We start from the raw sequence: 20,678 nt of genomic DNA on the forward strand, positions 1-20,678 counted from the left end.
ATGACGACCGACACGACGACGAAGACGCCGGAGGCGGCCGCCGTGCCGCCTCCTGGCGCCGCGCCCGGTACGACGCGGGCCGCACGGGGCCACCGGCGCCTGCTGACCCGCCGCGACCGGATCACGCTCGCCTTCATGGCGGGCGTCCCCACGGTCCTGCACGTGGCCCTGGTCTGGGTCACCGCGCTCGCCTCGGTCCTCCTCGCCTTCACCACCTGGGACGGCATCGGGTTCGACTCGATCCGGTGGGTGGGGCTGGAGAACTTCCAGCAGCTCTTCGACGACAACCCGCAGTTCTGGCCCGCCGTCCAGCACAACGTCATCTGGTTCGCGGTCCTGATCCTCCTCCCGACGCCGTTCGGGCTGTTCCTGGCGGTGCAGCTGGACAAGCGGATCCGGTTCAGCCGGGTCTACCAGACCGCGTTCTTCCTGCCGGTCGTCATCTCGATGGCGTGCATCGGGTTCGTCTGGCAGCTCGTCTACAACCCGGACACCGGCCTGATCAACAGCATCGTCGGGGCCAACGAGCCCGGTCACTACATCGACTGGATCGGCGACCCCGACCTGAACCTGTGGGCGGTGCTCGTCGCCGCGTCCTGGCGGCACACCGGCTACATGATGATCCTCTACCTGGCCGGCCTGAAGAGCGTCGACCCGTCCCTGCGGGAGGCGGCCGCGCTGGACGGAGCGGGCGAGTGGCAGTCGTTCCGGCACGTCGTCTTCCCGACCCTGCGCCCGACCAACACGGTCGTCCTCGTCGTCACCATCATCGAGGCGCTGCGCGCCTTCGACCTGGTCTTCGTCTTCAACAAGGGTGCGCAGGGGACGGAGTTGCTGTCGATCCTGGTGACGAACAACATCATCGGCGAGTCCAGCCGCATCGGTTACGGCTCCGCCATCGCGGTGGTCCTGCTGGTGATCTCCCTCGCGGTGATCATCCCGTACCTGGTGGCCACCTTCCGGAAGGAGCGGCGACCGTGAGCGCCCCCACCGCCGCACTCAGGCGGCGCGCCCCCGTGCGCCCGGCCCGGGTCCTGCTGCACGTCTTCCTCTCGGTCACCGCCCTGGCGTGGCTGGCGCCCCTGCTGTGGGCGGTCTTCTCGGCCCTGCGCCCCTACAGCGAGACCAGCGCCAAGGGGTACGTGTCCTGGCCGGACAAGCTCGGCCTGGACAACTTCACCCACGCGTACCAGCAGTCGGACATGACGCACTACTTCGTCAACACGCTGCTCATCGCGGTGCCGGCGGTGCTGCTGACGCTGTTCCTGTCCTCGTGCGTCGCCTTCTACGTCGCCCGGTTCGACTTCCGGGTCAACCTGGCGCTGCTACTGGTCTTCACCGCGGGCAACCTGCTCCCGCAGCAGGTCATCATCACGCCGCTGTACCGGATGTACCTGCTCACCGATCTGCCCGGCATCACCGCGAGCGGGAAGCTGTACGACTCCGCGCTCGGCCTCGTCCTCATCCACGTGGCGTTCCAGTCCGGGTTCTGCGCGTTCGTGCTGAGCAACTACATGCGCTCGCTGCCGCACGAGCTGACCGAGGCGGCGCTGGTCGACGGCGCCTCGGTGTGGCGGCTGTACTGGCAGATCACACTGCCGCTGTGCAAGCCGGCGATGGCGGCGCTGGCGACCCTGCTGTCGATCTGGATCTACAACGACTTCTTCTGGGCCCTGGTGCTGATCTCCACCGGTGAGAACATGCCGATCACCTCGGCCCTGAACAACCTGTCCGGCCAGTACTTCACCGACCCCAACCTGGTCGCCGCCGGGGCCCTGCTCACCGCCGTCCCCACCCTGATCGTCTACTTCGCGCTGCAGCGCCAGTTCGTCAGCGGTCTGACCCTGGGCTCCGGCAAGGGCTGACGGACGTCTCGCGGTACGAAGGCCTCACACGAGCATTTCTTTCGTCATCGAACGGGTCCAACGGGACAAAAAACGGCGATTTTGTTTCAGGTCGGGGCATCCCCGACCATGGCTTGGTCCCCGGCGATCCCGGGAACACCCGTTCGATGAGAGGCACACCCACCCATGCACGTCACCGGGACCGCCGCGCGGCAGGCTCCGGCCCCCTCGGGAACCCACCCCGTTCCCGCCGAGGACCCGAACGGCGACACCGGACGGCACGCCCGCCGCTTCGGACTGCCCGTCGCCACCGCGCTGGTCATGGGCAACATCATCGGCGGGGGCATCTTCCTGCTCCCCGCCTCCGTCGCCCCCTACGGCACCGTCAGCCTGGTCGCCTTCGGTGTGCTGACCGTCGGCGCCATCACGCTCGCCCTGGTCTTCGGCCGGCTCGCCGAACGCGACCCGCGCACCGGCGGCCCCTACGTCTACGCCCGCGAGGCCTTCGGCGACTTCGCCGGCTTCCTCGCCGCCTGGGCGTACTGGATCACCACCTGGGTGTCGAACGCCGCGCTCGCCGTCGCCGCCGTCGGCTACCTCGACGTGCTGATCCCGGTGGCCGGCCACCGCTGGAGCGCGTGTCTGGCGGCCCTGGCACTGCAGTGGCTACCCGCGCTCGCCAACTTCGCCGGCACCCGCTACGTGGGCGCCGTGCAGCTCGTCTCCACCGTGCTGAAGTTCGTCCCGCTGCTGCTCGTCGCGGTCGGCGGGCTGTTCTTCTTCGACCCGGCGAAGCTCGGGCCGTTCAACGCCACCGGCGGCGGCGCCATCGGCGCGGTGTCCGCCTGCGCCGCCCTGCTGCTCTTCTCCTACCTCGGGGTGGAGTCCGCCGCCGTCAGCGCGGGCGAGGTCAAGGACGCCCGCCGCAACGTGGGGCGGGCCACCGTCATCGGCACGGCCGGCGCGGCCCTGGTGTACCTGCTCGGCATCCTGTCGGTCTTCGGCACGGTGGGGCACGGGCGTCTGGTGACGTCCACCGCGCCGTTCTCGGACGCCGTGAACGCCATGTTCGGCGGAAGCTGGGGCGGCTGGGCCGTGGCCCTCGCCGCGCTGGTGTCGATGACCGGCTGCCTCAACGGCTGGACGCTGCTGAGCGCCCAGACCCCGTACGCCGCCGCACGGGACGGCCTGTTCCCGGCCGCCTTCGCCCGCCGCCGCCGCGGCGTGCCCACCGTCGGGGTCGGTGTCACCGTCGTCCTCGCCTCGCTGCTCACCGTGTACAACTACACGGCGGGCTCCGCGAAGGTCTTCGACATGCTGGTGCTCGTCACCACGTTCACCGCGACCGTGCCGTACCTGCTGGCCACCGCGGCCCAGGTGTTCCACCTGGTCTCCGGCCGGCGCGAGTCGGTCGACCGGGCGCGGCTGCTGCGGGACGCCGTGGTCACCGCGGTGGCGGCCGCCTTCTCGATGTGGCTCGTCGCGGGCGCCGGCTACGCGGCGGTGTACCAGGGGGTGCTGTTCCTGTTCGCCGGGATCATCGTCTACGCGGTGATGGCTGCCCGGCGGCAGCGCCCGGCCTGACCGGGCCACGGCGGACGGACACGCGCCCGCGTCCGGGGCCCGGACACGGCGAAGGGGCCGTACGAGACTGCTCTCGAACGGCCCCTGACCTGCTTCTTCGCAAGTCGGGACGACAGGATTTGAACCTGCGACCCCTTGACCCCCAGTCAAGTGCGCTACCAAGCTGCGCCACGTCCCGGTGCGCTCACTCGCGGTGACCCGCGTGATCGCGCGAACAGCACTTTACCCCACGCACGGGGGTGCGCCGAAGAGGCCCCGGGCCGGGACCGGGACAATGGGCCCTATGACAGACGCGGACACGACGGCGGGACGTCCGGCGGACGGCCGGGACCGGGACGCGGACGGGCGGGCGCGCAACGCCCGGCCCCGGGACGGGCTGGGCCGGCCGCTGCCGTACGGGGCGGCCGGGGTCGAGCGGCAGCCGGAAGGCGTCGTACGGACCGCCGCCGAGACGGTCGCCGAGGCGCAGGCGCTGCTGGACGCGGGCCGGCCCTTCCACGCCCACGAGGTGTTCGAGGACGCCTGGAAGTCGGGACCCGAGGACGAGCGGACGCTGTGGCGGGGTCTCGCCCAGCTCGCCGTGGGGCTCACGCACGCCGCCCGGGGCAACGTCACCGGCGGGGCGCGGCTGCTGCGGCGGGGTGCGGACGCGGTCGAGGAGTGGGCGGTCGTGCGCGGCGAGGACCGGCCCTACGGGATCGATCTGGCCGGGCTCGCCGGGTGGGCGCGGGAGCTGGCCGGGCGGGTGGAGAGCGGGCCGGAGCCCGTCGACGCGGCCGCCGAGGCGCCGCGGCTGACGTCCTGACCGCCTCCGCGCGGCCCTCGTGGAGGCGGTGGGATCACCGTCGGCGGCATGCGGCAGACTCGGGGCGTGCGAAAGATTCATGTCATCGGTATCGGTGCGGGCGACCCCGACCAGCTGACCCTCCAGGCGGTCAAGGCGCTGCGCGGCACGGACGTGTTCTTCCTGCTGGACAAGGGCGAGGTGAAGAGCGACCTCACCGGGCTCCGCCGGGACATGCTCGACGCGCACCTGCCCGAGGGCGGCTACCGGGTGGTGACCGCACGCGACCCGGAGCGGGACCGCACGGCGGGCGGGGCGTCGTACTCCCCGGCCGTGGAGGACTGGCGTGCCGCGCGCGCGGACATCTACGAGCGGCTGATCACCGAGGAGCTGGGCGAGGACGGCACCGGCGCGTTCCTGGTGTGGGGGGACCCGTCGCTGTACGACAGCACGCTGGGCATCCTGCAGGAGGTGCTGGCCCGGGGCACGGTCGGGTTCGAGTACGACGTGGTGCCCGGCATCAGCAGCGTCTCCTCGCTGGTGGCCCGGCATCGCACGGGGCTGAACCGGGTGGCGCGTCCGGTGCAGATCACCACCGGGCGGCGGCTGGCCGAGGGCTTCCCGGAGGGGGTGGACGACGTCGTGGTGATGCTGGACGCGCACCAGGCCTTCCGGCGGTACGCCGGACAGGACATCGACATCTACTGGGGGGCGTACCTGGGCACCCCGGACGAGATCCTCGTCTCCGGCCCGCTCGCCGAGGCCGGCCCGCGTATCGAGCGGGTGCGGGCTGAGGCGCGGGAGCGCAAGGGCTGGATCATGGACACGTATCTGCTGCGCCGGAACCCCGCGGAGAGCTGAGGCCCAGCCGCAGCAGCACGCCGGCCACGTCGGGCACCACCGTGGCCCCGGCCGGCGGTTCCGGGCGGCGTACGACGACCACGGGCAGCCCCAGGTCCCGTGCCGCGGTCAGTTTCGCGGCCGTCGCCGCGCCCCCGCTGTCCTTGGTGACCAGGACGTCGATCCGGTGGCCGCGCAGGAGGCGGGTCTCGTCGGCCACGGTGAAGGGGCCGCGGGCGAGGACCACCCGTGTGTCCGGCGGCAGCGGCGGCTCGGGCGGGTCGACCGAGCGCACGACGAAGCTCAGGTCCGTGAGGTGGCGGAAGGCGGCGAGACCGAGGCGCCCGGTGCTGAGGAACACCCGTCGGCCCAGGCGGGGCAGCGCCTCGGCGGCCGCGTCGAGCGAGCCGACCGAGTGCCATCGGTCGCCGGGTCCGGGCGACCAGCCGGGGCGGCGCAGCAGCAGGGCGCGTGTCCCGGTGGCCGCCGCCGCGCGGACCGCGTTGGCCGTGATCGTCGCGGCGAACGGGTGGGTGGCGTCGACCAGGACGTCCACCCGGTGCGCGCGCAGCCAGTCGGCGAGGCCCCCGGACCCGCCGAAACCGCCGGTGCGCACTTCGCCCGCCACCGGGGCCGGGCGGGCGACCCGGCCGGCCAGCGAGGTGGTGACCCGGACTCCGGGGCGCGCGGCGAGGTCCGCGGCGAGACGGCGGGCCTCGGTGGTGCCGCCGAGGATCAGGACGTGCTGCGACATGGGGACGAGCGTACGTCCCGGCACGGCCCGGCCCGTCCCGGCACGTCCCGGCACGTCCCGGCTAGCGCAGCAGCAGCTGCAGGGCGCCGACGACGGTCGCCGCGATCACCAGTCGTTCGAAGAGCCGCTGGTCGATCTTGTGCACGGCCCATCTGCCGATCAGCGCGCCGGGCACCACGAACACCACGAGTGCCGCGTCGAGGAGCAGCGAGCGCCCGTCGATCAGGCCGAGTCCGGCGCTGAAGGGCACCTTGGAGACGTTCACGACGAGGAAGAAGAAGGCCGACGTGCCGAGGAAGCCGAGCTTGCGGAAGCCCGCGGAAAGGAGATACATCGACATCACCGGGCCGCCCGCGTTGGCGACCATCGTGGTGAACCCGCCGAGGACGCCGTAGGAGCGCGCCTTGATCCGGCCCGCCCGGCCGACGACCGCGTCCGGCCCGGCCTCCGTCCCGGCCCCGCGCCGCCGCCACACCGTGACGCCCGCCATCAGCAGCAGGATCGCGCCGATCGAGGTCCGCACGACCGCGTCGTCGGCCCACAGCAGGAACACGGTGCCGGCCACCACGCCGGCCGCGACGGCCGGGAACAGCCGCCACAGCGTGGGCCAGTGGGCGTGCCGCCGGTAGGTGAGCACGGCGAGCACGTCACCGGCGATCAGCACCGGCAGCAGCACTCCGGTGGAGGCGCGGGCGGGCAGGACCGCCGCGAAGACCGCGAGGCTGACCGTGTTGGCCCCGCTGACGGCGGTCTTGGAGAAGCCCACCAGCAGGGCCGCGAGGGCGAGGGCGGTGAACCCTCAGCCGGATATGTGCCAGAGCGTCATCGTGTTCATACGGCGACCGATGCTATGCGCGCACATCCGTCAACCGGACACGGGTTTCCGGGCCCGGCCGGCCTCAGCGGCCGGTGTACCGGGTCCGCAGCTCGCGCTTGAGCACCTTCATGCTCGGCCCCAGCGGCAGCGCGTCGGCGAACTCCACGCGGCGCGGGTACTTGTGCCGGCCGAGGTGCTCCTTGGACCACTCGGTGAGGCCGGCGGCGTCGGGCACGGCGCCCTCGGCGGGCACGACCACGGCGCACACCTCCTCGCCGTGCAGTTCGTCGGGCAGGCCGATGACGGCCACCTGGGCGACGCCGGGGTGGCGCACCAGGACCTCCTCGACCTCCCTGGGGTAGACGTTGTAGCCGCCGCGGATGATGACGTCCTTCTTGCGGTCGACGATCCGCAGGAAGCCCTCGTCGTCCTTGACGCCGAGGTCCCCGGTGCGGAACCAGCCGTCGACCAGCGCCTCGGCGGTGGCCTCGGGACGGCCGAGGTAACCGGAGAAGACGTTGTGGCCGCGGATGACGACCTCGCCCAGCTCGCCCGGCGGCAGCAGTTCGATCCGGCCCTCCGCCTCGGCGCGGGCGATCTCCACGTCGACGCCCCACAGCGGGTGGCCGATGGTGCCCGCCCTGGTGCCGAACACCGGCTGGTTGACGGTGGCCGTCGGGGAGGTCTCCGACAGCCCGTAGCCCTCGAAGATCCGGGCGCCGAACGCGGCCTCGAACCGCTCCAGCACCGCGACCGGCAGCGACGCGCCGCCCGAAACGCACACACGCAGCTCGGGCAGGGCGTCGGCGTCGGCGGCCGCCGCGGCGAGCGCGACGAACATGGTGGGCACCCCGTGGAAGGTGTTGACGCCCTCCTTCACCATCAGCTCGATGGCGCGGGCCGCGTCGAAGCGGGGCAGCAGCACCAGCGTCGCGCCCGCCCGCCAGGTGGAGTTGAGCGAGACCGTCTGGCCGAAGGCGTGGAAGAGCGGCAGCGCGCCGAGCGCGATGTCGTCGGCGCGGATGTCGTTGGCGTCGAAGGCGTTGACGGTCGCGTTCATCACCAGGTTGAAGTGGCTGAGCACGGCGCCCTTGGGCACGCCGGTCGTGCCGCTGGTGTAGAAGATCACCGCCGGGTCGTCGGCGGCGCGCGACACGTACGAGGGCAGGGGCTCGGCGCCGGCCGCGAGGGCGTCCAGTTCGCCGCCCAGCTCGGCCACGCGGACCCCGAGGGCCTCGGCGGCCGCCCGCCCGGTCGCCGCCTGCGCGGGGTGCACGAGGAGCATCGTGGCGCCGCTGTCCCGCAGGACGTGCTCGACCTCCGGCGGCGACAGCAGCAGGTGCACGGGGACGACGACCGCGCCGGCCGCGGCGATCGCGTAGTAGGCGATGGGGAAGTCGGCGGTGTTGGGGGCCATCAGGGCGACCCGGTCACCCGGCCGGACGCCCAGCCCGGCGAGCGCGCCCGCCTGGGCCAGGGCGCGCCGCCACACCTGCTCGAAGGTCAGCCGCAGATCCCCTTCGACGAGGGCCGTGCGGTGCGGGCGGCGCCGGGCGTTCTCGGCGAGGATGGCGGCGACGGACAGGGTAGCCATGCCAGTGGTGCTCCGTTCTTGCTGCGGCTCTTGCTTGCGACCCCCTTGCCGGGGACCCCCGTTGCCCCCCGTCCGGCCCCCGCCGGCTAGGGCCTCTCGACCAGGACGGCGCTGCCCTGCCCGACGCCGACGCACATGGTCGCCAGTCCGCGCCCGGCGCCCGTGCGGCGCATGCGGTGCAGCAGGGTGGTGAGGATGCGGGCGCCGGAGCAGCCGAGCGGGTGGCCGAGGGCGATCGCGCCGCCGGTGGGGTTCACCAGGTCGGGGTCGATGCCCAACTGGTCGACGCAGGCCAGGGCCTGGGCGGCGAACGCCTCGTTGAACTCGGCCTCCCCCAGGTCGCCGATCGTCCAGCCGGCCCGGGCCAGCGCCTTGCGGGTGGCGGGGACCGGGCCGATGCCCATCACGTCGGGGTGGACGCCCGCCGAGGCGCCCGCGACGTACCGGCCGAGGGACTCCAGGCCCAGCTCGTCCAGCACCTCCTCGCTGACCAGGAGCAGTCCGGCCGCGCCGTCGTTCATCGGGGAGGCGTTGCCCGCCGTGACCGTGCCGCCCGCGCGGAACACCGGCTTCAGCCGGGCCAGTTTCTCCAGCGAGGTGTCCTCGCGGACGCACTCGTCCTGCTCGACGGTGACGCCGTCGGGGCGCTCCACGGGCAGGAGTTCGTCGTCGAAGTGGCCGTTCTTGCGGGCGGTGGCGGCCAGTCGGTGGCTGCGCAGGGCGAACTCGTCCTGGCGGGCGCGGGAGACGCCGTACCGCTCGGCGACCTCCTCGGCCGTCTCGCCCATGGCCAGCAGACCGTGCAGGTCCTTCATGGCGGGGTTGACCAGACGCCAGCCGAGCCGGGTGTCGTGGGTCTCGATGCGGTGCGGCAGGGCCTCGTCGGGGCGGGGCAGCACGAAGGGGGCGCGGCTCATGGACTCGGAGCCGCCCGCGAGCACGACGTCGGCCTCGCCGGCCGCGATGGTGCGGGCGGCGGTGGTGACCGCCTCCAGGCCGGAGGCGCACAGCCGGTTGACGGTGGCGCCGGGCACGGACTCGGGCAGGCCCGCGAGCAGGGCGGCCATCCGGGCGACGTTGCGGTTGTCCTCGCCCGCCTGGTTGGCGGCGCCCCAGTAGACGTCGTCGATCCGGGCCGGGTCCAGCGCGGGCAGGTCGGCCACCAGACGGCGGATCACGCCGGCCGCCAGGTCGTCGGGCCGCACCGTGGAGAGGGCTCCGCGGAGCTTGCCGATGGGGGTGCGGCGGGCGGCCGCGAAGTGGACGGGACGCACTGCTGGGACTCCTGACCGACGACGGTGTGGATCAGCACGGACCCCGGGGTCCGTTCCGCAGCACCCTTAATTAGCACTGCTAGTTTTGGACTATAGCCCGACCGCCCGCCCCCTGGGAAGATCCTCCCGTGACCCGTGCCGAACCGGCTGGAGGAGACATGACCGACGTCCGCGAGCACGACCTCGGCGCGATCACCGTGACCGAGTGGCCGCACCCGCGGCCGCGGTACCTGGCCCTCGTGGTGCACGGCTACGGGGAGCACGCCGGCCGGTACGACGAACTCGCCGGCGTGCTGACCCGCCACGGGGCCGCCGTGTACGGCCCCGACCACACCGGGCACGGACGGTCGGCCGGTGAACGGGTGGTGATCGAGGACTTCGAGGACGTGGTCGCGGACGTGCACCGGGTGGCCGCCCTGGCCCGCGCCGCGCATCCCGGGCTGCCGCTCGTCATGGCCGGCCACTCCATGGGCGGCCTGATCGCGGCCCGGTACGCCCAGCGGCACGGGGCCGGCCTGAGCGCGCTGGTCCTGTCCGCGCCGGTGATCGGCGCCTGGGAGCTGCCCGGGCGGCTGCTCGCCCTGGACGAGATCCCGGACACCCCGATCAGCCCCGCCGCGCTCTCCCGGGACCCCGCCGTGGGCGCCGCGTACGCCGCCGACCCGCTGGTGTGGCACGGCCCGATGAAGCGGCCCACGCTGGAGGCGTTCACCCGGACCCTGAAGGCCGTGGACGACGGCGGCGACGTCGGGGAACTGCCGCTGCTGTGGCTGCACGGGGACGACGACCGGCTGGTTCCGCTGCCGGGCAGCCGGACCGGAGTGGAACGGCTCAGCGGCGGCCGGCTCACCGAGCGGATCTTCACCGGAGCACGGCACGAGGTGTTCAACGAGACGAACCGGGCCGAGGTCTTCGCCGAGCTGACCCGGTTCCTGGACCGGGTACTCCCCCGCTGATCAGGCGCGTTTGCCCGGGCACACGCCGGGCACCCGCATCGTCGGACGTGACGGCACGAAACCGGATGTCGCGGCACCCAGCCGGACGAAACGGTACGAATTCCCGCGTCACGCAATCAGACGACGGAAGGGAGAACCGCGCCATGACCGTGGTGAAGAGCACGCTGTCCGACGAGGCGCTGAAGATCACCGGCACCGCCCTGCAGGACACCCTGGTCGACCTGCTGGGCCTGTCGCTGGTCGGCAAGCAGGCGCACTGGAACATCGTCGGGCCGCGGTTCCGCTCGATCCACCTCCAGCTCGACGAGGTGGTGGACACCGCCCGCGCCCACTCCGACACGGTCGCCGAACGCGCCGCCGCCCTCGGCCTGCCGCCGGACGGGCGGCCCGGGACCATCGCCGAATCCTTCGCCCTTCCCGGCACCAAGGAGGGCTGGCTGCGCGACACCGAGGTGGTGGCCCTGATGGTGTCGGCTCTGGAGTCCGCGATCGGCCGGCTGCGCGAGCGCATCGCCGCGACCGACGAGCCGGACCCGGTCACCCAGGACCTGCTCATCGCCATCACGGCGGACCTGGAGAAGCAGCGCTGGATGTTCGAGGCCGAGAACTGGCCGCGCGACGAGAAGTGATCCGGCACCGGCCCGACGCACGACGGCCGGCCCGCCGCACCTGAGCCGGCCCCGCACCCGGAAGGGGAGATCCATGGCGGACGCACTCGAGACCGAAGCGCTCTGGGAGGACTTCCACCGCGTGGTCAACATGACCTCGGCGGAACTCGCGTCCTGGCTCAGGGTCCGGGACGCCGACGAGGAGGTCGAGCCGCTGCCCGACGAGGCCGGCTCGCCCACCGGGCGGCATGTCCTCGCCATCCTCCAGAAGCGCCGCACCGACCTCACGGACGACGACGTGCGGGTGATGCACCGGGTCGTCGACACCGTCGGCGAACTGGTGGACATGGAGAACGAGCCCGAGCCGGAGCGCACGCCGGCGGACACCCGCCGCAGGCACCGGCTGATGACCCTGGGACACGACCCGCTGAAGCCGTAGGGCGCCGCGCCGTGAACCGCGACGAACGGGTCGTGCACGAGCTGGTGTCCGCGCACGGGCGCACGTACGCCGAGGAGGCGGGGATCCGGCTGAAGGACTCCCCGCAGCCGCTGTACCGGCTCCTCGTGCTCTCCCTCCTGCTGAGCGCGCGGATCCGGGCCTCGGTCGCGGTGGCCGCGGCCCGCGCGCTGCACGAGGACCACCTCGACAGCCCGCGGCGCATGGCCGCGGCCGGCCGGCACAAACGGGTGGAGGCGCTGGGCCGGGGCGGGTACCGGCGCTACGACGAGCGCACCGCGACCCAGCTCGGGGACGGCGCCGAGCTGCTGACCGAACGCTGGCACGGCGATCTGCGCCGGCTGCACGAGGAGGCGGGCGGCGACACCGGCGAACTCAGGCGGCTCCTCCAGGAGGAGCCGGGCATCGGGCCGGCCGGCGCCGACATCTTCCTGCGCGAGGCCCAGCGGGTGTGGCCGGACGTCGCCCCGTACCTCGACCGCAAGGCGCTGTCGGGCGCCGGCCGGCTCGGCCTGCCGGAGGACCCCGGCCGGCTCGCGCGGCTCGCCGGGGACACCGAACCGGCCGTGCTGGCCGCGGCGTTGGTGCGGGCGGCACTGGACGAACAGGTGGCCGAAGACTGTCTGCGCCGCGCATCGTGACCGTGCCGGACTGCTCCCGATCCCCCCGCCGACCACGGGGGCCGGTCGAGCGGAGGAGCAGCGCACGTGACGGGGACCGAGCCGGCCGCCCAGGCCATGGACACCACCCGGCCGCACCCGGCCCGGGTCTACGACTGGTTCCTCGGCGGCAAGGACGACTACCCCGTCGACGAACGGCTCGGCCGGCGGATCGCGGAGATCGACGGCGGCGCCCCGCGCGCGGCGCTCGCCAACCGGGCCTTCATGCGCCGGGCCACCCGGGCGCTGGCCGCCGGGACCGGCGTCCGCCAGTTCCGCCGACTTCGAGCCGGAGAACGTCCGCCGGGGCATCGCCGCGTACGCGGCGGGCGGGGTCACCCTGGTGGCCCGCTCGCACAGCGAGGTCGGCGCGTTCTTCGAGGGGCTCGAACTGCTGCCGCCCGGCATCGTGTCGGTCGCCCGGTGGCGCCCGGAGGAGACGCCCGACGACGCCGCGCCGGTCTCGCTGTACGGCGTGGTCGGGCTGAAGCGCTGACTCAGGCCCGCGGCAGCGGTATCCCGAGCACCTCGGCGATGGTCCGCAGCACCCCGTTGTCGTTGTTGCCCGGGGCGAGGTGGCGCGCCCTGCGCACGACCTCCGGGTGGGCGTTGGCCATGGCGAAGGACCACTCGGCGGCGTCCAGCATCTCCAGGTCGTTGAGGTAGTCGCCGAACACCATCGTCTGCGCCGGTGTGATGCCCAGCTCCCGCTGCAGGCCGCGCAGGGCGGCGCCCTTGTTGGCGGTGCGGTTCATGACGTCGACCCAGTGCTCGCCGGACACGACGACCTGGTGGGTGGCGGCGAACGCCCCGAGGGCCGGCGCGGTGGTCCGCTCGGCCGGGCCGAAGTCGAACAGCGCGACCTTGATCACCTCGTCGTCGACGGCGGTGACGTCCTCGACGACGCGGTGCTCGACGTAGTACTTGCGCACCTCGGCGAGGAACGCCTCGTCGGACCGCTCCACGTACGCCGACCGCTTGCCGCACACGACGGCGCCCACGTCGACGCCGTCCGCGCCGAGCCGCCGCACCGTACGGGCGACCTCCGCCGCCACCGCCGGGTCCAGCGGGTCGGAGCTGAGTTCCACGCCGTCGCGGACGACGTAGGTGCCGTTCTCCGCTATGAACACCATCCCCTCGGCGACGTCCGCGAACTCCCGGGCCAGCGTCGCGTACTGGCGGCCGCTGGCCGGGCTGAACAGCACGCCCCGGCGGCGCAGTTCGGCGAGCATCGGCCACAGGCCGCCGGGGACGCGCTTGGCGTCGTCCAGCAGGGTGCCGTCCATGTCGGTGACGACGAGCCGGATGTCGGCGGGGCCGGTGACGGGCGCGGGGACGTCGGCGAGGGGCGCGGGCGTGGCGTGCATGTCCTGCTTCCGGATCGGGGAGGGGTTGCCGACCCAGTGTTCCTCATGCGCCGGAAAGCACCGCTGGGTGCCCGCGCCGTCACGGTCCGGGGTTTCCGGGACAACGCGATCAAGGGGGCGGCACAATGACGTCGGGCAACCGCACGGGAGAAGGGCGGACACGTGAGCGAGGGCCAATCCCCGGCCGTCGGGACGGCGAGGCTGAACACCTCGGTGGCGCACAACGCGCGCGTCTGGAACTACTGGATCGGCGGCAAGGACAACTACGAGGTCGACCAGCGGGTCGGCGAGCACGTCGCCGGGATGTTCCCGGTGATCCGGGCGGTGGCCCGGGCGGACCGGGACTTCCTCGGCCGGGCGGTGCGTTACCTGGCCGCCGAGCGGGGGGTGCGCCAGTTCCTCGACGTCGGCACGGGCCTGCCGACGGTGGACAACACGCACGACATCGCGCAGCGCCTCGCGCCCGACTCGCGGATCGTCTACGTCGACAACGACCCGATCGTCCTGGTGCACGCGCGCTCGCTGCTGACCAGCTCCCCCGAGGGCGTCACCGACTACATCGACGCCGATGTGCACGATCCCGAGTCCATCGTGCGCGGCGCCGCCCGGACCCTGGACCTGGACCGGCCGGTCGCGGTGATGATGCTGGGCATCCTCAACTTCGTGCTGGACGCGGCGAAGGCCCGGGACATCGTGCGGCGGATCATGGCGGCGATGCCCTCCGGGAGCTTCCTGGTGCTCACCCACCCGACCTTCGACGCCGAGGTGGGCGGCGAGGGCAACATCGCCGCGATGGAGTTCTGGAACGCCAACGCCACCCCGCCGATCACCGCCCGCGGCCGGGCCGAGATCGCCGCGTTCCTCGACGGCCTGGAGCCGGTCGAACCGGGTCTGGTGCCGTGCTCGCAGTGGCGCGCCGAGCCCGACGCCGCCGCGGTACCGCAGTTCGGCGCGGTGGCCGTGAAACCCTGAGGGGACCGGAGCCGGGTCCGGCCCCGCCGCCCCGGCCGGGGCCGAGCCCGTCGAGGAGGACGTATGACCACCCTTGCCGACCCGGTGCCCGGCGGGCGGCCCGGCGAGCTGGAGCGGGCCGTCCCGCTCACCGCCGAGCTGACCGCGCGCGGCGTGCACGGCATCGTCCTCGCGTACGTGGACACCGCGGGCGTCACCCGGGTGAAGGCGATCCCGACGGCCCGGCTGGAGGCGGCCGTGGCCTGGGGGGTCGGCATGTCGCCGGTCTTCGACACGTTCCTGTCCGACGACTCGATCGTCACCACCGACGTACTGGGCTCCCCGGACGGCGATCTGCGGCTCCATCCCGATCTCGACCGGCTCGTGGTGCTGGCCGGGCAGCCCGGCTGGGCCTGGGCGCCCGTGGACCGGATCACCCAGGAGGGCGGGCGGCACCCCGGCTGCGGCCGCACCTTCCTGCGCCGCACCGTAGCGCGGGCCGCGGCGGAGCACGGCCTCGCCCTCAAGGCGGCCGTCGAGGTCGAGTGGGCGTTCGGGCGCGGCGACGTGCCGGACGGCGAGTTCGTCCCGGCGGTCTCGGGTCCGGCGTACGGCGCCGTCCGGCAGGTCGAGCTGAGCGACTGCACCGCCGATCTGCTCGCGGCGCTCGCCGCCCAGGGGGTGGACGTCGACCAGATCCATCCCGAGTACGCGGCCGGGCAGTTCGAGGTCTCGGTGGGGGCCCTGGACCCGGTGGCCGCCGCCGACCGCAGCGTGCTGGTGCGCCAGACGATCCGGGCCGTGGCACGGCGGCACGGCCTGCGGGTGTCGTTCGCGCCCGCGGTCCTCGCCGAGGGCGTCGGCAACGGCGGCCACCTGCACCTGTCGTGCTGGCGCGACGGTGTGAACCTGCACGCCGGCGGCGACGGCCGGTACGGCATGACGGCCGAGGCGGAGTCGTTCGCGGCCGGGGTGCTCGCGCACCTGCCCGCGCTGACGGCGGTGACCGCGCCCAGCCCGGCCAGCTATCTGCGGCTCAGGCCCTCCCGCTGGGCGGGCGTCTTCGCCGCGTGGGGCCGGGAGACCCGCGAGGCCGCGCTGCGGATGGTCACCGGCAGCACGGGCCACCAGGCCCAGGAGGCGAACATGGAGGTCAAACCGGTCGACCTGGCCGCCAGCCCGTACCTGGCGCTCGGCTGCGTCATCGCCGCCGGACTGGACGGCCTGGCGGCGTCCCTGCCGCTGCCGGAGGAGATCACCGGGGACCCGGCCCGGTACGGCCCCGACGAGGCGGCCGCGCTCGGCGTGCGGCGCCTGCCGGTGTCGCTGCCGGAGGCCGTCGAGGAGTTCCGGGCCGACGCGGTGCTGCGGGCGGCGCTGGGCCCGGTCCTGGCGGACGCGGTGACCGCCGTACGCCTCGGGGAGGCCGAGGCCGTGGCGGGCATGGACGACGCGCGGGTGGCGGCGGCCTACCGCTGGAGGTACTGAACGTGGCCGCGCCCGGACCGGTCCACGAGGCCCTCGCCGCGCTGCCGCTGGTCGACCACCACTGCCACGGCACCGTCACGGCCGACCTCGCGCCCGCCGAGTTCGAGTCGCTGCTCACCGAGGGCGACGCGTGGCCCGGCGTGTCGGCCTTCGACAGCCCGGTCGGCGTGGCCGTGCGCCGGCACTGCGCGCCGCTGCTGGACCTGCCCCGGCACGCGCCCGCCGAGGAGTATCTGGCCCGGCGCCGCGAGCTGGGCCGGCGGGAGGTCGACCGCCGCTTCCTGACCGCCGCCGGAGTGGAGGTGTTCTGCGTCGACACCGGCTACGCCCCGCACCCGGTCACCTCCCCCGCCGAGCTGGCCGGGGCCTCGGGCGCCGCCGCCCACGAGGTGGTGCGGCTGGAACAGGTGGCCGAGCGGACGGCCGCCCGGGGCGTGACGGCCGGCGGGTACGCCGAGGCGTTCCGGTCGGCCGCCGAGGAGGCCGTGCGACGGCCCGGCGTGGTCGCGGTGAAGTCGGTGGCCGCCTACCGCACCGGCTTCGCCCTCGACCCGGAGCGGCCCGCGCCGGGCGAGGTGACCCGGGCGGCCGGGCGCTGGCTCGCGGGCGGCGGACGCCTCACCGATCCGGTCCTCGAACGGCACCTGCTGTGGACCGCGGTCGACCTGGGCCTGCCGCTGCAGTTGCACACCGGCTTCGGCGACGCCGACCTGCGGCTGCACCACGCCGATCCCGCGCTGCTCACCGACTGGCTGCGGCTGACCGCGGGCACGGTACCGGTCCTGCTGCTGCACTGCTGGCCGTACCACCGCCAGGCCGCCTATCTGTCGGCGGTCTTCGAGCAGGTGCACCTGGACGTCGGCCTCGCCCTGCACCACACCGGCCCGGCCCGCTGCCGGGCGGTGCTGGAGGAGGCGCTGGAGATCACCCCGTTCCGCAAGATGCTGTACAGCTCCGACGCCTACGGTCTGGCCGAGTTCCACCACCTGGGCGCGCTGTCCTTCCGCCGCGCGCTGGCCGCGCTGCTCCAGGACCGGGTGGACGCCGACGAGCTGAGCCTGCCCGACGCCCTGCGCATCGCGGCCTGGACGGGCCGCGACAACGCCCGCCGGCTGTACGGACTGCCCATGAACGAACCGGCCCGCGACCCCAGCGAGCGCCCCGCCCGGAAAGTATGATCAAGCAATGTCTGACATGACCGAAACCACGCCCGGCTGGCTGACCTCGGACGAGCTGGAGATGGCCAGGGCCCGGATGCCGATCCTGTACGTCGAGGCCGTGCCCGTGCGCGTGGACGACAGCGGCGAGGTCACGAGCATCGGGCTGCTGCTGCGCATCGGGCCGGACGGAACGGTGAGCCGGACCCTGGTGTCCGGCCGGGTCCTGCATCACGAGCGGGTCCGGGACGCGCTGCTGCGCCATCTGGAGAAGGACCTCGGCCCGGTCGCGCTGCCCCGGGTGCCGGCGTCGCTGCAGCCGTTCACGGTCGCCGAGTACTTCCCCACGGCCGGCATCACGCCGTACCACGACCCGCGTCAGCACGCCGTGTCGCTGGCCTACATCGTGCCGGTCACCGGCGACTGCCGCCCCCGCCAGGACGCGCTCGACCTGGTCTGGTTCAGCCCGCAGGAGGCCGCCTCGGCGGCCGTGCAGGGCGAGATGCCGGGCGGGCACGGCGTGCTGCTGAAGCAGGCCCTCGCCCATGTGGGGTGCGTGTCCTGACGCCGCCGGCGGGTGCCGCTCCCGTCCGCGGCGCCCCGGCCCGTTCCCGCTGAGGCCGCGGCCCGTCGATGCCACAATCGAAGGACGACACAGCCGCCACGGGGGATCGTGTCAGGAGGCCGGCATGCACCGCTGGACCGGGGGGCTGTCCGAGCCGGTCCGCCGCGGCCGGCGGGCGGGCCCGGGGACCGGGCGCCGGACGGCAGGGCGCGCGTGATGGCCGGACACCGGGAGGGCCGGCACCCGCGGCGCCCGCCCCTGCCCGACCTGCACTCGCGCCTGCGGTCCGAGCTGGGCCGGATCGACGAGCAGTTGCGCGGGCTGCTGTTCACCATGGACCGGCTGCAGGGCCTGCTGGACGCGGTCGTGGCCATCACCCGCGAGGTCGAGCTGCCCGCTGTGCTGCGCCGCATCGTGACCACCGCGATGGAGCTGGTCGGCGCCCGCTACGGGGCCCTCGGCGTGCTCAACCGGGCCGGTGAGGGTCTGGAGCAGTTCATCGCGGAGGGGCTTTCGGAGCGCGAACGCCGAGCGCTGGAGGAGTCCGGTCTGCCGCGTGGCCTCGGCGTCCTCGGCCATCTGATCCGCTACCCGGAGCCGCTGCGGGTCGACGAGATCACCGCCCACCCGTCCTCCGTCGGCTTCCCCTCCGGCCACCCGCCCATGCGGACGCTGCTGGGTGTCGCGATCAGCGTCCGCGGCGAGATCTACGGCGACCTCTACCTCTCCGAGCGGCTGGACGGGCGGCCCTTCGACCTGCACGACGAGAACGTGGTCGTCGCCCTGGCCAGCGCGGCCGGCATCGCGATCGAGAACGTCCGGCTGTTCGAGCGGGTCCGGGTCGGCGCCGAGCAGTTCCAGCGGCTGCTGCTGCCCACCCTGCCCGACCTGCGGCCCTTCACCGCCGCCGCCATCTACCGGCCCGCGGCGGAGCCCAGTCAGCTCGGCGGGGACTGGTACGACGCCGTACGGCTGCCCGACGGCGCCGTGGCCGTCGTCATCGGCGACGTGGTCGGCCACGACCTGCAGGCGGCGGCCGCGATGGCCTCCACCCGCAACATGCTGCGCGCCCTGCTGTTCGACCACCGCAATCCGCCCGGCGCGGTCCTCACCCAGCTCGACCGGACGCTGGAGGCGATCACCGACAACCCGGTCACGACGACCACGCTGGCCCGCATCGAACCCGAGGGGACGGGCTGGCGGCTGCGCTGGAGCACCGCCGGCCACGTCCCGCCGATGCTGATCGCCCCGGAGCACCGGGCGGAGTTCCTGTTCGCCGAGCCCGGGCTGCCGCTCGGCGTGGACCCCGGGCAGCCCCGCCCCGAGCACTCCCGGCCGCTGCCCCCGGCCGCCACCGTGGTCTTCTTCACCGACGGCCTGATCGAGCATCCCGCCCACGTCATCGACGAGAGCCTGCGCGAACTCGCCGAGCTCGCCGGGTCGTACGCCGCCCTGCCGCTGCCGGAGTTCGTCCGGGAGCTGGCGGACCACCACCCCAGCGACGGCCACGACGACATGGCCGTCCTCGCCCTGCGCACCCCGGTCGGCTGACCCGGGCGCGCGGCCCGGCGGCGCTGACGCGCACGAGAGGCGCAACGGACGGATGATGGCCTCGGGGCGATGTGAGCGGAGGTCGCCCGATGTCCGTGGCGTGGCGGGAACGGCTCCGGAGCGGTGGTTCGACCGCCCTCGAGGTCTGCGTCGTCGCCGCGCTCTACTACGGCTCGGCCAGGCTGGGCCTGCTCCAGGAGCTGGTGCGCGGTCAGGTCACGCCCGTGTGGCCGCCCAGCGGGATCGCGGTGGCGGCGCTGCTGCTGCGCGGTCCGCGGGTCTGGCCCGGCATCACGCTCGGCGCGTTCCTGGTGAACATCACGCTGGGGCCGTCGGTGCCGGCCGTGCTCGCCATCACGGCCGGCAACACCCTCGCGCCCTTGTGCTCCTACGCGCTGCTGCGCCGCACCGGGTTCCGCGAGGAACTGGACCGGCTGCGGGACGCGCTGGCGCTGATCTTCCTGGGCGCGTTCACCGGGATGCTGATCAGCTCGACGACGGGCACCGCGGCCCTGGTGATCTCCGGTGCGCTGGCCCCCGACCGCTTCTGGCCGACCTGGACGGTGTGGTGGACCGGTGACGCGACGGGCGTCCTCGTGGTCACCCCGGTGCTGCTGGTGCTGGCCAGGGCCCACCGGCCGGGGGACGTGGCGCCGGTCCGGTGGGCGGAGGGGCTGCTGCTCGCCGTGGCCACGGTCTGTGTCGGTTTCCTGGAGGCCGGTCGCGCGCCGCTGCTGTTCCTGGCTTTCCCGCTGCTGTTCTGGGCGGCCTTCCGCTTCCGGCTGGCCGGGGCCGCTCCCTGCGCGCTGGCCGTGTCGGCCTTCGCGATCGTGGCCGCCGCGCGCCGGTCGGGTCCGTTCGCCGGCCACGACCTGGTCACCCGCATGATCACTCTGCAGGCCTTCAACGGTTCCGCCGCGCTGACCGCGCTGCTGCTCGCCGCGGTCCTCGGTGAGCGGGCCGAGTCCCAGCTCGAGATCGAGCGGGCCTGCCGGCAACTGGCCTCGATGGTCGCCGAGATCACCACCGGGGACCACCATGCCCTGCACGCCCGGGGGCCGGACGGGGCGGCCGGCGAAGACACCGGGAAGGACGACGGGGCCGGTGCGGGCGAGCCTCGGTCGGAGGAGCGGCGGGCGGAGGAGCGGCGGACACGACAAAGGCCGTCCCCTCATCGCTGAGAGAACGACCTCCGACCATCTCAAGAAGCTGGTCGGGACGACAGGATTTGAACCTGCGACCCCTTGACCCCCAGTCAAGTGCGCTACCAAGCTGCGCCACGTCCCGGTGCCGTTTGACCTGGGGTTTCCCTGGTCGAAACGCGCAGGGAAACAATACCGCACTCGGGTCGGTGGTCGCGCATCCGTTTCCGGCGGCCGGGGGTCGTAGGCCTCTCGGAGGGCGCGGGGGCGCGCGGGCGGGCGCCCG

At 73.8% G+C, this 20,678-nt stretch carries 19 protein-coding genes, 2 tRNA genes and 2 pseudogenes; 16 read left to right on the forward strand and 7 right to left on the reverse strand.

All coding sequences use genetic code 11. The features are described from left to right. The 3 genes from TNCT1_RS22595 (at position 1) to TNCT1_RS22605 (ending at position 3,428) form a co-directional block, all read left to right on the forward strand. Positions 1 to 981, forward strand: coding sequence for a carbohydrate ABC transporter permease (locus TNCT1_RS22595; protein ID WP_143635015.1), 981 nt, complete (start codon positions 1 to 3; stop codon positions 979 to 981). Further along, the gene (locus tag TNCT1_RS22600) at positions 978 to 1,865 is read left to right on the forward strand and encodes a carbohydrate ABC transporter permease (protein ID WP_143635017.1); all 888 of its coding nucleotides are present in this window, start codon (positions 978 to 980) and stop codon (positions 1,863 to 1,865) included. The genes TNCT1_RS22595 and TNCT1_RS22600 overlap by 4 nt, the downstream gene beginning before the upstream one ends. Positions 1,866 to 2,030: 165 nt before the next feature. Next, positions 2,031 to 3,428: an amino acid permease gene (locus tag TNCT1_RS22605; protein ID WP_143635019.1), complete on the forward strand. Its 1,398-nt coding sequence runs from the start codon at positions 2,031 to 2,033 to the stop codon at positions 3,426 to 3,428. 104 nt (positions 3,429 to 3,532) lie between these two features. On the opposite strand, the gene TNCT1_RS22610 is transcribed toward TNCT1_RS22605, so the two are convergent. After that, positions 3,533 to 3,606, reverse strand: a tRNA-Pro gene (locus TNCT1_RS22610). A gap of 105 nt (positions 3,607 to 3,711) precedes the next feature. Here TNCT1_RS22610 and TNCT1_RS22615 point away from each other — a divergent pair. Together TNCT1_RS22615 and cobF are read left to right on the forward strand one after the other, a co-directional pair. Further along, on the forward strand, positions 3,712 to 4,233 hold the full coding sequence (locus TNCT1_RS22615; RefSeq protein WP_143635021.1) for a DUF309 domain-containing protein: 522 nt from the start codon (positions 3,712 to 3,714) through the stop codon (positions 4,231 to 4,233). A 66-nt stretch (positions 4,234 to 4,299) separates the two neighbouring features. Beyond that, on the forward strand, positions 4,300 to 5,073 hold the full coding sequence (gene cobF, locus TNCT1_RS22620; protein WP_235902831.1) for a precorrin-6A synthase (deacetylating): 774 nt from the start codon (positions 4,300 to 4,302) through the stop codon (positions 5,071 to 5,073). Here cobF and TNCT1_RS22625 read toward each other — a convergent pair. From TNCT1_RS22625 to TNCT1_RS22640, 4 genes and pseudogenes are all read right to left on the reverse strand, one after another. Further along, positions 5,030 to 5,806 carry a cobalt-precorrin-6A reductase gene (locus TNCT1_RS22625; protein WP_143635024.1) on the reverse strand — a complete coding sequence of 259 codons (777 nt, stop codon included), beginning with the start codon at positions 5,804 to 5,806 and terminating at the stop codon, positions 5,030 to 5,032. The two genes, cobF and TNCT1_RS22625, sit on opposite strands and share 44 nt — an antisense overlap. Positions 5,807 to 5,867: 61 nt before the next feature. Continuing rightward, positions 5,868 to 6,641, reverse strand: a pseudogene (locus tag TNCT1_RS22630) (sulfite exporter TauE/SafE family protein). Positions 6,642 to 6,705: 64 nt separating this feature from the next. Beyond that, complete coding sequence (locus TNCT1_RS22635; protein ID WP_143635025.1) at positions 6,706 to 8,217, reverse strand: long-chain fatty acid--CoA ligase; 1,512 nt, start codon at positions 8,215 to 8,217, stop codon at positions 6,706 to 6,708. Positions 8,218 to 8,303: 86 nt separating this feature from the next. Further along, positions 8,304 to 9,491 carry a thiolase family protein gene (locus TNCT1_RS22640; protein ID WP_143635027.1) on the reverse strand — a complete coding sequence of 396 codons (1,188 nt, stop codon included), beginning with the start codon at positions 9,489 to 9,491 and terminating at the stop codon, positions 8,304 to 8,306. 158 nt (positions 9,492 to 9,649) lie between these two features. On the opposite strand from TNCT1_RS22640, the gene TNCT1_RS22645 reads away from it, so the two are divergent. The 5 genes and pseudogenes from TNCT1_RS22645 to TNCT1_RS22665 all read left to right on the forward strand — a co-directional run bounded on the left by TNCT1_RS22645 (position 9,650) and on the right by TNCT1_RS22665 (position 12,667). Further along, positions 9,650 to 10,447 carry an alpha/beta hydrolase gene (locus TNCT1_RS22645; RefSeq protein ID WP_143635029.1) on the forward strand — a complete coding sequence of 266 codons (798 nt, stop codon included), beginning with the start codon at positions 9,650 to 9,652 and terminating at the stop codon, positions 10,445 to 10,447. A gap of 143 nt (positions 10,448 to 10,590) precedes the next feature. Then, positions 10,591 to 11,076, forward strand: a complete 486-nt coding sequence (locus TNCT1_RS22650) for a Dps family protein (protein ID WP_143635031.1) — start codon at positions 10,591 to 10,593, stop codon at positions 11,074 to 11,076. Between the two features lie 73 nt (positions 11,077 to 11,149). Beyond that, on the forward strand, positions 11,150 to 11,494 hold the full coding sequence (locus TNCT1_RS22655; RefSeq protein ID WP_143635034.1) for a DUF3140 domain-containing protein: 345 nt from the start codon (positions 11,150 to 11,152) through the stop codon (positions 11,492 to 11,494). An 11-nt stretch (positions 11,495 to 11,505) separates the two neighbouring features. Continuing rightward, on the forward strand, positions 11,506 to 12,153 hold the full coding sequence (locus TNCT1_RS22660; protein ID WP_143635036.1) for an endonuclease: 648 nt from the start codon (positions 11,506 to 11,508) through the stop codon (positions 12,151 to 12,153). A gap of 66 nt (positions 12,154 to 12,219) precedes the next feature. Further along, positions 12,220 to 12,667, forward strand: a pseudogene (locus TNCT1_RS22665) (SAM-dependent methyltransferase). 1 nt (position 12,668) lies between these two features. Here the strand turns inward: TNCT1_RS22665 and TNCT1_RS22670 are convergent. Then, positions 12,669 to 13,538 (reverse strand): Cof-type HAD-IIB family hydrolase, encoded by an 870-nt coding sequence (locus TNCT1_RS22670; RefSeq protein WP_143635039.1) that lies wholly within the window; start codon positions 13,536 to 13,538, stop codon positions 12,669 to 12,671. A 162-nt stretch (positions 13,539 to 13,700) separates the two neighbouring features. Here TNCT1_RS22670 and TNCT1_RS22675 point away from each other — a divergent pair, with 162 nt between their 5' ends. The 6 genes from TNCT1_RS22675 to TNCT1_RS22700 all read left to right on the forward strand — a co-directional run bounded on the left by TNCT1_RS22675 (position 13,701) and on the right by TNCT1_RS22700 (position 20,431). Next, positions 13,701 to 14,510: an SAM-dependent methyltransferase gene (locus tag TNCT1_RS22675; protein WP_143635041.1), complete on the forward strand. Its 810-nt coding sequence runs from the start codon at positions 13,701 to 13,703 to the stop codon at positions 14,508 to 14,510. Positions 14,511 to 14,573: 63 nt separating this feature from the next. Next, entirely contained in the window at positions 14,574 to 15,977 is a 1,404-nt protein-coding gene (locus TNCT1_RS22680; protein ID WP_143635043.1) for a glutamine synthetase family protein, read from the forward strand. A gap of 2 nt (positions 15,978 to 15,979) precedes the next feature. After that, on the forward strand, positions 15,980 to 17,155 hold the full coding sequence (locus TNCT1_RS22685) for an amidohydrolase family protein (RefSeq protein WP_143635045.1): 1,176 nt from the start codon (positions 15,980 to 15,982) through the stop codon (positions 17,153 to 17,155). 16 nt (positions 17,156 to 17,171) lie between these two features. Continuing rightward, positions 17,172 to 17,699: an NUDIX hydrolase family protein gene (locus TNCT1_RS22690; protein ID WP_174266408.1), complete on the forward strand. Its 528-nt coding sequence runs from the start codon at positions 17,172 to 17,174 to the stop codon at positions 17,697 to 17,699. Between the two features lie 216 nt (positions 17,700 to 17,915). Beyond that, positions 17,916 to 19,250 carry a PP2C family protein-serine/threonine phosphatase gene (locus tag TNCT1_RS22695; protein WP_143635049.1) on the forward strand — a complete coding sequence of 445 codons (1,335 nt, stop codon included), beginning with the start codon at positions 17,916 to 17,918 and terminating at the stop codon, positions 19,248 to 19,250. Positions 19,251 to 19,339: 89 nt separating this feature from the next. Beyond that, entirely contained in the window at positions 19,340 to 20,431 is a 1,092-nt protein-coding gene (locus tag TNCT1_RS22700; protein WP_143635051.1) for an MASE1 domain-containing protein, read from the forward strand. Positions 20,432 to 20,460: 29 nt separating this feature from the next. Here TNCT1_RS22700 and TNCT1_RS22705 read toward each other — a convergent pair. Next, positions 20,461 to 20,537: transfer RNA gene (locus tag TNCT1_RS22705), tRNA-Pro, on the reverse strand. Between the last annotated feature and the right edge of the window lie 141 nt (positions 20,538 to 20,678).

Source organism: Streptomyces sp. 1-11 (assembly GCF_007176755.1).
Classification (GTDB): Bacteria; Actinomycetota; Actinomycetes; order Streptomycetales; family Streptomycetaceae; genus Streptomyces.